Annotated in this window: 9 protein-coding genes; 4 read left to right on the forward strand and 5 right to left on the reverse strand. The window is 71.3% G+C overall.

Annotated elements, in window-relative coordinates; translation table 11 throughout:
• Positions 1-116: 116 nt before the first annotated feature.
• The 4 genes from IPI43_14445 to IPI43_14460 all read right to left on the reverse strand — a co-directional run bounded on the left by IPI43_14445 (position 117) and on the right by IPI43_14460 (position 4146).
• Positions 117-1106, reverse strand: coding sequence for a DUF72 domain-containing protein (locus IPI43_14445; protein ID MBK7775308.1), 990 nt, complete (start codon positions 1104-1106; stop codon positions 117-119).
• Positions 1103-1933 (reverse strand): endolytic transglycosylase MltG, encoded by an 831-nt coding sequence (gene mltG / locus IPI43_14450; protein MBK7775309.1) that lies wholly within the window; start codon positions 1931-1933, stop codon positions 1103-1105. The genes IPI43_14445 and mltG overlap by 4 nt, the downstream gene beginning before the upstream one ends.
• A 252-nt stretch (positions 1934-2185) precedes the next feature.
• Positions 2186-2740, reverse strand: a complete 555-nt coding sequence (gene ruvX / locus IPI43_14455) for a Holliday junction resolvase RuvX (GenBank protein ID MBK7775310.1) — start codon at positions 2738-2740, stop codon at positions 2186-2188.
• Complete coding sequence (locus IPI43_14460) at positions 2737-4146, reverse strand: AarF/ABC1/UbiB kinase family protein (protein MBK7775311.1); 1410 nt, start codon at positions 4144-4146, stop codon at positions 2737-2739. Before IPI43_14460 ends, ruvX begins: the two co-directional genes overlap by 4 nt.
• Positions 4147-4248: 102 nt before the next feature.
• Here IPI43_14460 and IPI43_14465 point away from each other — a divergent pair, with 102 nt between their 5' ends.
• Positions 4249-5919 (forward strand): cyclic nucleotide-binding domain-containing protein, encoded by a 1671-nt coding sequence (locus IPI43_14465; GenBank protein MBK7775312.1) that lies wholly within the window; start codon positions 4249-4251, stop codon positions 5917-5919.
• 30 nt (positions 5920-5949) lie between these two features.
• Positions 5950-6978: a glycosyltransferase gene (locus tag IPI43_14470; GenBank protein MBK7775313.1), complete on the forward strand. Its 1029-nt coding sequence runs from the start codon at positions 5950-5952 to the stop codon at positions 6976-6978.
• 102 nt (positions 6979-7080) lie between these two features.
• Here the strand turns inward: IPI43_14470 and IPI43_14475 are convergent, their stop codons facing one another.
• A complete protein-coding gene (locus tag IPI43_14475; GenBank protein ID MBK7775314.1) occupies positions 7081-8652 on the reverse strand; it encodes a sigma-70 family RNA polymerase sigma factor in 1572 nt (523 codons plus the stop codon).
• Positions 8653-8956: 304 nt separating this feature from the next.
• Here IPI43_14475 and IPI43_14480 point away from each other — a divergent pair, with 304 nt between their 5' ends.
• Positions 8957-10690, forward strand: coding sequence for an ABC transporter ATP-binding protein (locus IPI43_14480; protein ID MBK7775315.1), 1734 nt, complete (start codon positions 8957-8959; stop codon positions 10688-10690).
• 13 nt (positions 10691-10703) lie between these two features.
• Entirely contained in the window at positions 10704-13160 is a 2457-nt protein-coding gene (locus IPI43_14485; protein MBK7775316.1) for a HEAT repeat domain-containing protein, read from the forward strand.
• The last annotated feature ends 22 nt before the right edge of the window (positions 13161-13182 follow it).

A 13182-nucleotide genomic window follows, 5' to 3' on the forward strand; every position in this document is an offset into this window, starting at 1 on the left:
CGGGGTGCCCATAGTGCCTTGCAGCAAGCCGATTCGGCCCCCTAGCAAGATGTGTTGAATCCGCAGGCTGAGGCGGTGGGTGCCCAACGGCTTCGTGATGTGCTCCATTCTCAGTTTCAGGCCGCAGACACACGGGCCCGCAACAGCTCGGCCAGCGCGCGCACGGTGCCGGGGCTGCTGCCCTCGGCCTTGTTGTTCACCACCACGTACACCTCGAAGCCACGCTCCACCGCCAGCTCGATGAGCCGGATGACGTCGGCGCGCATCTTGGGCTGCTCCGTGACCACGCGGTCGAACGGCGCGAAGCGCTGCTTGGCGTCTTCATAGGCCACGCCCGGGGGCAGCATGAGGCGCGCGACCACGAACGGCCCCGGCATGGACAGCGGCAGCTCCAGCTGCGCGCCGATGTCCGGCATGCGCGACCAGAAGTTGAACACGTGCGTGGCGTCGTGCTCGCGCAAGATGGGGAAGTACCCGGGCGTGAGCAGCTCGGGGTCACGCACCTCCACCGCGCACTGCAACGCGCGCGGCATGGCCTCGAGGAAGCGCACCAGGGCCGTCTCCCAGGCCACCACGTCCACGGGGGCGCGGCTCGGCGGGATCTCCAGGATCAACGGGCCGATGAAGTCTGCGAAGGCCTCGGCGATGGGCGCCGCCACGTGCTCGGCAAAGAGCTCCGTGCTCAGGAAGTCGGGGTTCGCCTTGCCGGCGCGCTCGCCATAGCGCGGGTGCTCCGGGAACACGCGCGTGGTGATGCGCTCCCAGACCTTCATGCAGGCGCGAAAGCCCGGCGGCAGCTGCGCCGCGTATTCCGCCAGATCGCGCGCGGGGATGGGCCCGTAGAAGCTGCGGTCGATGCCCACGGTACGGAACAGCGGGTGCGCTGCGTACTCCGCCAGCGACTCCCGCATGAACGCCGCCTGGCTGGGATAGCGCCGCTGGTAGACCAGCCCCTGCCACCCCGGGAAGGTCCAGCTCGACGTGCCGAAGCGCACCTTCTCGGGCAGCGCCGCGGCCAGCGCCACCAGCTCGGGATCCACCGCCGCACCGTCGGCCCCGTCGGCTGCTCCGAAGAGCCCCAGCTGCCGACGCCCGCGCGAGCTCACTCGCTGCCCCGCAGGTAGTCGTCCACCGCCTCGTTGTGGCGCTCGAGCGTGGCGCTGAAGTGGTGGCGGCGCCCTCCCCGCGCCACGAAGTAGAGGTAGTCGTGCTGCGCGGGAGCGAGCACCGCCTCGATGGCCGCGGCGCCTGGGTTGCAGATGGGCGTGGGCGGCAGGCCCGGGTGGCGGTAGCTGTTGTAGCGGTTGGCCGAGTCTTCCAGCATGGCGCGCGTGATGCGCCCGCGGAACCCCGCGCAGCTGGGGGCGCGCGCGGGCTCGGCGCGGCAGCCATAGCTGACCGTGGGGTCTGCCTGCAGGCGATGGCGCGGCAGGAAGGTCTCGGACCGCAGCCGGTTCAAGAAGACGCCCGCGATGATGGGGCGCTCGTCGGACACGGCAGCCTCACGTTCCACCACCGACGCCAGCGTCACCACCTCGTGCAGGCTGAACCCCAGCTCGTTGCGCAGTCGCGTGAGCCGCCCCTCGTAGCGCCGCTCGAGCCTCGCCGTGCGCGAGCGGAAGCTGCGCACCATGCGGCTCATCATCTCGGTGGGCGTGAGGTCGTCCCGCAGCGTGTACGTGTCCGGAAACAAGTAGCCCTCGGCTGTCTCGCCAGGGATCTCCAGCTGCCGCAAGATGTCCGGGTCCACCGTGGCGTCCAGGAACGCCTGCTCCTCCATGAGCCCGTAGTGGGCCAGGCGCTGCGCGATGTCGAAGCGCGTGAAGCCCTCGGGCACGGTGACATCCATGCTGCGGGGACCGAGGCCCCGGGCCACGCGGCGCGCCAGCTCGGCGGGTGGCAGGTCGTCGGCCAGGCGCACGCTCTGCCCCACGCGCAGCGCGTGATGCGCCCCCCAGCAGGCGCAGGTAGAGCGAGAAGAGCCACGCCTCTTCCACCACGCCCTCGGTCTCGAGCGTCTCGGCCAGCGAGCTTGCGCTGGTCTCCGCCGTGATGGTCACCACCACCGACCGCCCGTCACCGGGACCTGCGCGCCGCGGATAGACCACCAGCACGTAGACCAAGCCCGCCACGGCGCACGCCAGCAGCAGCGCGGTGACGCCCGTGAGCACACGGACACGCGGGCTCAGCGCCGCTTTCGCCGTGGACGCACCGCGCCTCGGCGCGCGCTTGCGCCCGGGGGCAGGTCGCCTGGGCCGGGGGGGGGCTCCTCCGCCGCTTCGTCGCTGTCCGCTTCCGGCCACGTCTCTTGTCCTCTAGCGTCGAGGAAGGCTTGCAGCAAGAGCGCCGCGGCGGCCTGATCCACCACGCGCTTCTGCTCGGCCTTCTTCACGTTCAGGTCGCGCAGCGAGCGCTCCGCCATCACGGTGGACAGGCGCTCGTCCACGAAGTGCAGCGTGGCCCCCAGCACCGGCTCGAGCGCGGCGGCGAACAGGCGCACCCGCCGGGCGGCCTCCCCTTCGCTGCCGTCGAGCCGCAGCGGCAGTCCCACCACCACGCCAGCCAGGTCTGCGCACGTCACGCCGTGGGCCTCGAGCGCCTTCCGGACTTGCCGCGCCGCCGCCGGGTCGCGCTTCTCGCGCTTCACCGTGTCGAACGGCAGCGCCACGCGCGCGTCGTCATCGGAGAGCGCCAAGCCGATGCGCACCGCGCCCGGGTCGACGCCAAGATACCGGGTCATGCCGAGGCCATGGCCGTGGGGGCCGCCGCCGTGCGCGCCACGAGCAATGGCAGCACGTAGGGGAAGCCAATCTTCATGGCGTCGAGGTCCGGCGCGAGCTGCCCGATGAGCCAGAAGCTCATGACCGCCGCGCGCTCGACGTAGAACCAGTCGTCCGGGTAGCGCACGGACTTCATGAGCGCGCGCAGCTCGCGGCGGGCCACCTCGGGGTTGGCCAGTGCCTCGAGCTCCTTGGCGTTGGCGCGCATCAAGGCGCCGGCCGTGATGTCCTTGATCTTCAGCAGCTTCGCGAAGTAGGTCTTCACGGTCTGCTCCAGAAGCTGGCGGTCGCCGTCGGGCGCCACGAAACCCAGCGTCTCGATGCCCGAGAGCACGAGCGTGTCGTTCTGCTCGAAGATGCCGCGCAGCACGTCGACCATGCCGTCGATGACGTGCTGCGGCGTCTCGCTGATGGCCCCGAAGTCCAGGATGACGATCTTGGGCGTCTCGGGGGTCGCACCCGCCTGCACCAAGAAGTTCCCCGGGTGCGGGTCCGCGTGGAAGAAGCGGTCTAGGAAGAGCTGCCGGTAGAAGCACTTCACCAGGCGCTCGGCCACGGCGTTGCGGTCGATGCCCAGCCGCTCGTACTCGTCGAAGCGCGTGATCTTGATGCCCTCCATGAACGTCATGGTGAGCACCTCGCCCGAGCTGGCCGACGCGATGACCTCGGGGAAGAGGATGTCCGGCTCGCTCTCGAAGTTCTTGGCCATGCGCGTCATGCACGCGGCCTCGTGCACGTAGTCCGTCTCGCGCTTGAGCAGATCCACGAGCGCGTCATAGACCGCTGAGATGTTCTGCACCGGCACGAACATGCGGTAGAGGCGCAGGCCCAGGTTCACCACGCGCAGGTCCACGCGGACCACGTCACGAATGCCGGGGTACAGCACCTTCACGGCGTACTTCTCACCGGTGGCAGAGTAGGCGATGTGCACCTGCCCGAGCGACGCGGCGGCCAGCGGCGTGTGGTCGATGCGTTCGAACACGGCGGACGGAGGCTTCCCGAGGCTGTCCTCGAAGGCCTTCGCCATGACGTCCCAGGGCTGCGGCGGCACAGCGTCTTGCAGGCTCTCGAGCTCGCGCGCGTAGGCGTCCGGCAGGAAGCCGCCCATCACCGACAGCACCTGGCCCAGCTTGATGTAGACGCCGCGCAGGTTCAGCATGCCCGCGAGCAGGCGCTTGGCGTTGAGATCGTCCACGCGGGTCTGCCGGCGCGCGAGCCACGCCGGCATGTCGGCCACCTCGCGGCCCGTCTCGGGGTCCAGCTTCCACTTGCGGAACATCTTCAACAGCGCCAGCTGGAGGAGGTAGCTCGTGAAAATACGCCCTAGGATCAGGAGCGCGCGGACCAGTCGCACGAAGAGGCTCATGTTGCCGGGCGGATGCTAGCAGTCCGGGCCCGCCTCCGCATGGCGGCCTCCCCGCGCTGCGGAGGTGCCGCTCACCACCCGAGCCTGGTATGGTCGAGACTCATGCGTCCGAAGAAGCCCAATGTCCCGAAGCTCCGCGAGCAGCTGGCCGTCGCCCTCCAGAAGGAGAAGTTCGGCGAGGCGCTCGGCCTCTACGAGGAGCTGGGGCTGGCCGAGCCCGCCGACCCACGCTGGCCGCAACGCCACGGCGACCTGCTGCGGCGCCTCAAGCAGGACGCTGCCGCCATCAAGGCCTACGAGGTGGCCGTGGGGCTCTACGCCAAGCAGGGCTTCGTGGCGCGCGCTGCCGCCATGGCGAAGCTCATCCTGCAGATCGACCCGAGCCGGCTGGACGTGCTCGAGCGCGTGGACCCCGACGAGGCGCGTCGCCTGCACCGCCAACAGCGCCATGACGTGGTGACCGCGCTCTCGGAGCCGCCGTCGGGACTGCCACCCCCGCTGCCCAGTCAGCTCGCGCCCACGCCCATGGCGGTGCCCCCCCCGCCTCCCCCCTTGCGCGTGCCTGCGCCGCCGCTCCCGCGCCAGGCGGTCACCCCGTCCGCAGGCGTCCCTCCCCTGCCACAGCGTGCTGCACCGCCGCCTCCGCTGCCTCCCGCTGCTCCGCGCGTGGCGCCGCCCGCCGCCGAGGAGCCCGAGTCGTCCGAAGAAACGCTGCCCCCACGGTCCACGCCGCGTCCTCACCGCAAGCGCAGCAGCTTGAGCTTCTCGGCCGTGGAGCTCCAGCCCGTGGCGGACGCCGAGGCCGACGAGCTGCGCTTCTCCGACGTAGACGACGAGAACGCCATCGAGATCGACCTCTCCTCCATGGAGATCGACGACTCGCAGGTCATGTCCCGGGCGGACCTCGAAGCCGCGGAGGACGACGTGGTCCTCTTCGACGAGGACGACCAACTCGAGGACAAGCGGCGCTCAGCGCTCGAGCTGGCGGCCCTGCCGTCCATCTCGCTGTTCGCCGAGGTGCCGCCGGCTGCGCTCAGCCGCTTGATTCAGCACGCCGACTTGGTGGAGCTGGGCCGCGGTGAGCTGCTCATCCGTGCCGGGGACCCCGCCGATGCGCTGTTCGTCATCGTCAGCGGCGACCTCGAGGTGGACTGGCCGGGGCTGGCCACACCCATCGCCATCAGCGAGGGCAGCATCGTGGGAGAGACGTGCCTGCTGGACGCCGTGACGCGCCGCGCCGACGTGCGCACGGTCACGCGGGTGAGCGCGCTGCGCGTCCCAAAGACCGTGCTGGACGAGATCCAGGACGAGTTCCCCGCGGTGGGTGAGGTCTTGCTGGAGCTGCTCACGCGCCGCCTGATCAGCAACCTGCTGCGCACCAACCCGCTCTTCGCGGGCTTCGACCCCGAGACGCGCACGGAGTTGGCGCGCCTGTTCGAGGTCCGCCGCGCCACCATGGGAACCGCCATCATCGAGCTCGGCAAGAAGACCGACGGTCTGTACCTGCCGCTGCTGGGCCGCCTCGAAGTGCACAAGGGCGAGCGGCTGTTGGGGCGCGTGCGCTTGGGCACCGTCATCGGCCAGAGCGCCATGCTCACGCGGGCGCCGGCCGAGTCCACCATCGTGGCCGCCACGGACGCGCTGGTGTTGCGCTTGCCGGCGGCGCGCTTCAACGAGCTGGCGGCACACTACCCCACGGCGCTGATGCACCTCTCGGAGCTCAGCGACTCGGTGGATGGCGAGCACATCTCGATCATCCCCGGCCCGCCGTGAAGGCACGATGAGCCACGGGTGGGCCAGCTGATGGCCAGCCCGCCTGTGCGGGTCTCGGTGCTGATGCCGGTGCGCGATGCTGGCGACACCGTGGTGGACGCGCTCGAGAGCGTGCTGGCCACGCCGCACGTGCCGCTCGAGGTGGTGGTGGTGGACGACGGTTCGCGCGACGCCACGCGCGAGCGGGTGTTGGGTGTGGCCTCGCGCGACCCACGCGTGCGTCTGCTGACCGGCGAGGGCCACGGCATCACCGCGGCGCTCAACCAGGGGCTGCGCGCGTGCGAGGGTGAGTTCATCGCGCGCATGGACGCCGACGACCTCGCGCACGTGGAGCGGCTGGGTGCGCAGCTCGACCGCTTTCTGCAGGACCCGGGTGAGCGCCTAGGCGCCCTCGGCACGCGCGTGGCGGTGTTCGGCGCCACCCCCACCGAGGGCTTTCAGCGCTTCCTGAGCTGGCAGAACAGCTTGCTCACGCCCGAAGAGCACGCACGCGACCTGTTCATCGACGCGCCGCTCTGCCACCCGAGCGTGATGCTGCGCAGGAGCACGCTGCTGGCGCTGGGCGGCTACCGCGACGGGGATTTCGCCGAGGACTACGACCTGTTCGTGCGGCTGCACCGCGCCGGCCTCTGGCTCGAGAAGCTGCCGGGTGTGCTGCTGCAGTGGCGCCGACACGACCGGCAGACCACGTTCACGGACCCGCGCCTCAGCCCCGAGCGCATGCGCACGCTGAAGGCGGAGCACCTCGCGGCGCTGCTGGCGAAGCACCACTCGCATGCTCCGCGGCGGCTGGTCCTGTGGGGCGCAGGTCGCGACGGGAGGCGGTTCGCGCGGGCCCTGACCGCCGAGGGTCAGCGCGCCGAGGCGTTCGTGGACGTGGACCCGAAGAAGATCGGGCGCACGGTGCAGGGCGCGCCCGTGCTGCCGATGGAGGCGCTGCGCCTGGGGCACGACCGCGTGGTGGCCGCCGTGGGATCCGTCGGTGCCCGCGGGCTCATCCGCGCCCACTTGCTGAGCCACGGCTTCGTGGAGGGCGTCGACTTCTTCTGCGTGGCGTGAGCGCCCTTCCCCCGCGCGCCGCGCATAAAAAAAGCGGCCCGCCGAAACGGGCCGCTTTCCTGCGGAAAGGTGGACTACCGAGATAGTCCGGGAGCGAGGAACTCACTCCTTGATTTGACGGCGAATCTTGCCGAGCGCCTGCTCCTGGAGCTGGCGGATGCGCTCGCGCGACAGGTTGTACTTGTCGCCGATCTCCTTGAGCGTGAGCTCGTCCTCGTTGTCGAGGCCGAAGCGCCAGCGGAGGATGCGGGCCTCCATGGGCGTGAGCGTCTCGAGCAGGCGGCGAACTTCTTCGCTCCACTTCTGGCTGACCAGCTGCTCGTACGGGGTGGGGACGTTCTCCTGCTCGAGGAAGTCGATGAACTTACGGCCGTCTTCGTCGTTGACGGGGCGGTCCAGCGAGAACGGGGTCTCGGCCCAGTAGCCCTTGATCTTCTCGAGCTTGTCGGCCGCGATGCCGGTCTCCTTCTCGAGCTCCTCGGGCGTGGGCTCCTTGCCGGTGCGCGTGGTGATGGCCTGTGTGGCGCGCGCGACGCGGTTGTAGGTGTCCAGCATGTGGACGGGGATGCGCACGGCGCGGCCCTTGTCGGCCAGCGCGCGGCTGATGGCGTGGCGGATCCACCACGACGCATACGTGCTGAAGCGGTAGCCGCGGTTGTGGTCGAAGCGCTCCACGGCCTTCATGAGGCCGATGTTGCCCTCCTGGATGAGGTCGATGAGCGGCAGGCGGCCCCGGTTGTAGCGGCGCGCGATGCTGACCACGAGGCGCAGGTTGGCCGCCACGAAGCGGTTCTTGGCGCGCTGCTGGTCCTTCTGGGCCTTGCGGACACCCAGCAGGTAGCGGCGGAACGACACGGTGATGCGCACCTCGTCGCCCACGATGTCGCGCTCTTCGGCGAACTCACCGGCGAGGCGATGGACGGCCTTGTCGGCCTCCTGGACGAAGAGGCGGTCGCTGTCCACGGCGCGGAGACGGGTGCTGGCCGCGAGGGAGAGCGAGTCCCACTTGTCCTGCTGCTTCTTCGAGATCTTGGCGCGCTTCGCGGCGCGGACCATCTTGCGCATGATGGCAAGCTCGGCGACGGGCTCCTCGAGGTTCTGCGCCTCGACGATGGCTGCCACGGTCTCGAACGCCTGCATGTTCGAGAACAGCGCCTCCCAGTACGCGATCTCCAGCTGCTCGACGTTGCGGGCGGCCTCGATCTCCTCGTGGGGGGTGAGCACGCGGTGGCACGCCATCTCGCGGAAGTAACGCGAGAGCGTGCTGTCACCGGCGCCCTGGCGCTCCAGTTCGCGAAGCGCCTTCTCGGCGTCCACGCGGGCCTTCTCGAGCTGCGCGTGCGACGGCTCGTTGGTCGGCTCTTCCATCTCGGAGCTGGAGGACGTGGTGCGCATCTCGTTGCCGTCCTCGTCCTCGTCCTCGTCCTCTTCGCGGGCGCGCTTGACGACGCGCGTCTTGGCCGGCTGCTCGACGAGCTTCACGTCGCTCGCGCCCTTCACGGCGGCCTTGTTGGTCACGCTCGCACGGGGGGCCGTGGCCTTCGTCTTCGCGGGGGCGGCCTGAGTGGCCGCCTTGCTGGCGCTTGCGGTGGTGGTCGCGGCCGGCGTCTTGCGCACGGTCTCGGCCTTCGGGGAGTCTGCTGTGCGCTTCCGCGCGATAGCTGCCTTGGTCATTGTTCCTCGCTCGCTTAGAGCCACTCCCGCTTTCCGCACGGTCATGACTCTGGATCTTCGTTCAGCTGGTTCAGTCGGGCGGCTGCGTAACCGCGTGCTCGCCGTCTGTTGGTCGCGTCACCCTGCACGCTTCGTGCCGACGGTTTGACTTTTGGGTTTCGTGCCGCGCAACCCGGAACCCACACGATTCGGGGAGGTTGTGCGCTGCGTCTCGGGGTCGGGCATAGTCCTTCACATGGGGTTCCATTGCGCGGATGAACAGGGGGCTTGCGACAATGCAGCGTTCTGCTAGGGCGGGCTTCCGTTGAAGAGCGCTCGCCAGGTCTTGCTCGCCGCCCTCCGTGAGCAGCTCGGAAGAGGAGCCCTCGCGGTCGCTGGGTTCGCCCTCGCGGCCGGCGCCACGGCGGTGCTCGCGGCCCTGGTAGGGCCATTGGTGGCCAGCCTCGATCACGCTTCGCCCAGCGGCGAAACGCTGCCCGGGCCGCTCGCCTTCCTGCCGCGCCTCGAGCCCCGCCAGCTGGTGCTGGGAGTGGCCCTGCTCATGCTGGCGCGCGCCGCAGCCCGGTACTTCGGGACCATCGCGGCGGGGGCGGTTCAGCAGGCCGCTGTACGCAACCTGCGCATTCACCTACACGATCACCTCCTTCATCTATCGTCCTCGGCGTGGGCCCGGTTGGCTCCCGGGGAGCTGGCCAGCCGGTTGGGTGCAGAAGTGGGGGCCGTGCGGGGCCTGGTGCACATTGTAATCTCACATACATTTCAACACGCGCTGATGGCGACTGCATTGGCTACCCTGGCCATCCGACTGGACACCCGAGTGGCCACCTACGCGCTGCTGATGGCTGCCCCGCTGGCCATCGTGGCGTGGCGGCTGTCGCGTGCGGCCCGCCCTGCCACCCACGCGGTGCACGTGGCCGAAGCGCGGGTGGCCGAGCTGGCAGGGGAGCATGGCGTGCTGGTCCCGCTCGTGCGCGCCTATGGCGCCGAGGCCTACGCCGCCCAGCAGCTGCGGGACGCCGCCAAGGAGTCGGAGCAGGCCGTCATGCGCGCGCTCATGGCTCAGCAGCGCGTGGGCCCCGTCCTCGAGGTGCTCGCCGCCGCGCTGGGCGCCGGCACGGTGGCGCTCTTCGGCGTGTTGGACCTGGGGCTGCCGCTCGCCACCAGCATCAGCCTGTTTGCCGCGCTGTTGTTGCTGCTGCGCCCGCTGCAGGCGCTGGCCAGCAGCCTGCCCGCGGTCTACTCCGGGCTCGCCAGCCTCGAGCGCCTCGAGCAGATCCTGGCCCTCCCACGGGTAGACGCGCGGCACGACATGGTCGACGGGGTCAGCAGTGCCCACAACGCCACCGAGAGATCGCCGGCGGAGGTCGCGATCGCGCTCGAAGGCGTGGACTTTGCCTATCAGCCGGGCGTGCCCGTGCTGCACGACGTCACCCTCCGCATCAGCGCAGGTGAGCGCGTGGCCATCACCGGCCGCAGCGGCGAGGGCAAGTCCACTCTCCTCATGATCCTGGCAGGACTGTTGCCGCCCATCAGGGGCGCGCGTCGGATGCACGGCGAAGACGTGACCGGCGTGCCGGCCGACCTCGCATGGGTGCCACAGGACGCGCTGTTCTTCGCCGACACGCTCCTGGCCAACCTGGCCTTCGGCGCACCGCAGGACGCCGCCCGCGCTCACGACGTGCTGGACCGGGTGGGCCTCGGAACGCTCGTGCGCAGCCTGCCCCAAGGGCTCGACACGCTGCTGGCAGGGCGCGGACGTCAGCTGTCGGGGGGTGAACGCCAGCGCCTCTCCATCGCGCGTGGGCTGTACCGCCGTCCGCGGATCCTGCTCTTGGACGAGGTCACGTCCGCGCTCGACACCCAGTCGGAGGCCGAGGTGCTGGCCGCGCTCGGCGCCGTGGCCCAGCAGGGGACCGCGCTGGTGTTCGTGAGCCACCGCCCCACGGTGGCTGCGTTCGCCGACCGAGTCGTCACGCTGGACGGAGGTCGAGTGGTGAGCGATCGTGCGCCCGATGCGTCGCCGCCCTCTCCGGTCTGATCTCCTGCGCCTGGTGTTGGTGCTTCCCCTCGCGGCCGGTGTCGCGCACACGCCCGGTTCCAGAGCCCACGCCGGCGCCCCCATGCCCGAGGACCTGGGCGACGCGCCCTTGCCGACTAGCCCCCCGCGCGTTCCGCCAACCGCCCCGGTCGCACCCTCCGCCGAAGGGGCCCTCGGGCGCCCGGGTCAGCGGGTGTCGCTGGTGGCGCGCAACAACGCAGCGGGCGCGCCGGAGCTGCTGGCCGACGGGGCGCGCGTGACGGGCCTTCCTTATCTCCCCACTCGCCTCGAGGCGCGCAGCGTGACGCTGCCGGCGGGCACGGTGCTGCTGCTCACCACACGAGGGGAAGGCGCGCGCACCGACGTGCTGCTGCTGGTGCGCCGCGGGGCACGCGTGACGGTGGTGGACGTGGCCCGCACCGACTGGACCGGCGACCCCGGCGAGCGCACGGCGCGCTTCCTGACCGTGATCGAAGGCGGCGAGCACCCGCGCATCGTCCGCGGTCGTTCTATGGAGCGCGCGCAGGTCTGCGGCTCGGAGCTGACGCCCCTCGAGACACAGTCGCTCGACCCGCGCACGCTCACGTGGAACGACGAGCCCCAGGATCCGCGCGGCGCGCGGGTGCCCACCCAGACGCGCACCGCCACGCTGGCGAACGCTGCGCTCCAGGGGCCTCGGCTGGATGCACTGCGCTTCGACGTGGCCAGCTCGGGTGGCGGAGAGGCCACGCTCGAGCGCGCTCCGCGCCCCGTGGCGATCACCGACCGAGACACCGGCACCGCGTGGGTGGAGGCCGAGCCCTCACGCGGCAGCGTGGCCTTCGCGAGCGGTCGCTACGACGCCTCCGAGTGGCCCGTGCGCACCGTCAGCCTGGTGCCCGTCCCCACCGGCGCACCCGCTGGTTACGCTGCGCCCGAGTACGTGGACATCGCCGCCCCCGACGGCTTGGTGCGCATCGAGCTGCCGCCCAGCCCTACCCCCGGCGCGCGCTACGCGGTGGAGCTGGACCCGCCCGTGCGCTTTCGTTGCATCACGGTGCTGCTGCCCACGCGCGCCGACGTGCGCGGCCAGCACGTGGGCCTGGCCGAGCTCGCGCTGCACTCCGAGTTCGACGGCGAAGACGGCGCCACACGCTTGATCGCGGAGCTCGCCGCTGGTGGCTCGCGTGGGGTGAGCGCCGCGCGGCTGCTGCGTGGCCTCGGCGCGAGCGGAGCCACGGCCATCCGCACGGCCTGGCCCGATATGACCGCGCGCGAACAGCGGCTCGCGGTGCGGGTGCTGGCCGACCTGGCAGGGTCCGAGCCCATCGCGCGCGAGGCCCTGCTGGCGCCTGCACGGAGCCCGGACGGCGAGCTGCGAGAAGCGGCGCTGGAGGCCCTGCGGGCTGGGGGCGCGGGCAACGAGCTGACCACGTTGATGACGGAAGGCAGCGACGAGGCCGCGCAGATCCTCGCCCGCGCCATCCCTGGGCGCGCCCTGCTGGTGCTGCTGCCCGCGCTCGAGACGCCCGGCGGGGTCGCGCGCGCAGGCCTCCGCGCTGCGATAGGCGAGGCGCTGCAGCGGGCCCCCGAAGACGCATTGGCGGTCGCCACCCTCTGGGCTGCCGAGCCACACGCCGTGGAGGCGAGCGCCATCGTGGCACAGGCGCTCGGCGCGCTGGGTGAGCCGGGGGCCGCGTTGGGCGCCTCGCTGCTCCGTGATGCCGCCGCGCGCGCCACCACGTTCGAGGACGTCTGGCGCGTGACCGCCGCCGCCGCCGCGCTGCCGTCCGAGGCCGAGCTGGACGCTTGGCTGCGGGGGCGAGTGGGCGACGACGAGCGCTGGATGATCCGCACCGAGGCGGCCACCAGCCTGCACGCGCGCCAGTCGCCCCTCGCCGCCGACGCGGCACGCACCCTGGCCGCCGACGTGTTCCCGCGTGCACGCGAGCGCGCCGCCTCCTTGATGGCCGTCGAAACGGACCGCGCGGTGTTGCTCACGCTCGCCCAGCGGGACCCGTGGCCGCGCGTGCGAGCCGCCGCGATCGGCGCCCTGGCCAGCGACCCCGAGGCCCGTGCGCTCATGGTGGGAGCCCTGAACGACCCCAAGGCGCGCGTGCGTTTGGCCGCCATCGAGGCGTTCCGTACGGCACGCGACGGCCAGGCCATGGACGCCATCGCCCAGCGCCTGGCGCGCCCGAACGAGCTGGCCGCCGTGCAGCGTGCCGCCGTGCGCTACCTGGGCGAGCTGGACGCCCACGCCCACGTGGAGACGCTCATCGCCGTGGTCGATCGGGGCCGGCAGCCCAGCGCCTACGACCCGGACATCGAGACCGCCGTGCTGGCCGTGTCCGTACTGGGGCGTCTCGGCGGCCCACGCGCCACGGAGTACCTGGTCTCGCTGCGCGACGGCGGCCCCCCCGAGGCCATCCAGGCTGCCGCCGCGCGAGCCCTCGGTGCTGGCAGGGCTCCTGGGGGCGCCACCCCCTGAGTCGGCGCCGAATCTTCTGCAC

This window comes from Sandaracinaceae bacterium (assembly GCA_016706685.1).
Taxonomy (GTDB): Bacteria; Myxococcota_A; Polyangia; order Polyangiales; family Houyiibacteriaceae; genus JADJJE01.

Excerpts from the sequence above, each read along its gene's own strand:
- IPI43_14475 (MBK7775314.1), bottom strand. The coding sequence starts at position 8,652 with ATGACCAAGGCAGCTATCGCGCGGAAGCGCACAGCAGACTCCCCGAAG.
- IPI43_14465 (MBK7775312.1), top strand. The coding sequence starts at position 4,249 with ATGCGTCCGAAGAAGCCCAATGTCCCGAAGCTCCGCGAGCAGCTGGCC.
- IPI43_14470 (MBK7775313.1), top strand. The coding sequence starts at position 5,950 with ATGGCCAGCCCGCCTGTGCGGGTCTCGGTGCTGATGCCGGTGCGCGAT.
- IPI43_14460 (MBK7775311.1), bottom strand. The coding sequence starts at position 4,146 with ATGAGCCTCTTCGTGCGACTGGTCCGCGCGCTCCTGATCCTAGGGCGT.
- ruvX (MBK7775310.1), bottom strand. The coding sequence starts at position 2,740 with ATGACCCGGTATCTTGGCGTCGACCCGGGCGCGGTGCGCATCGGCTTG.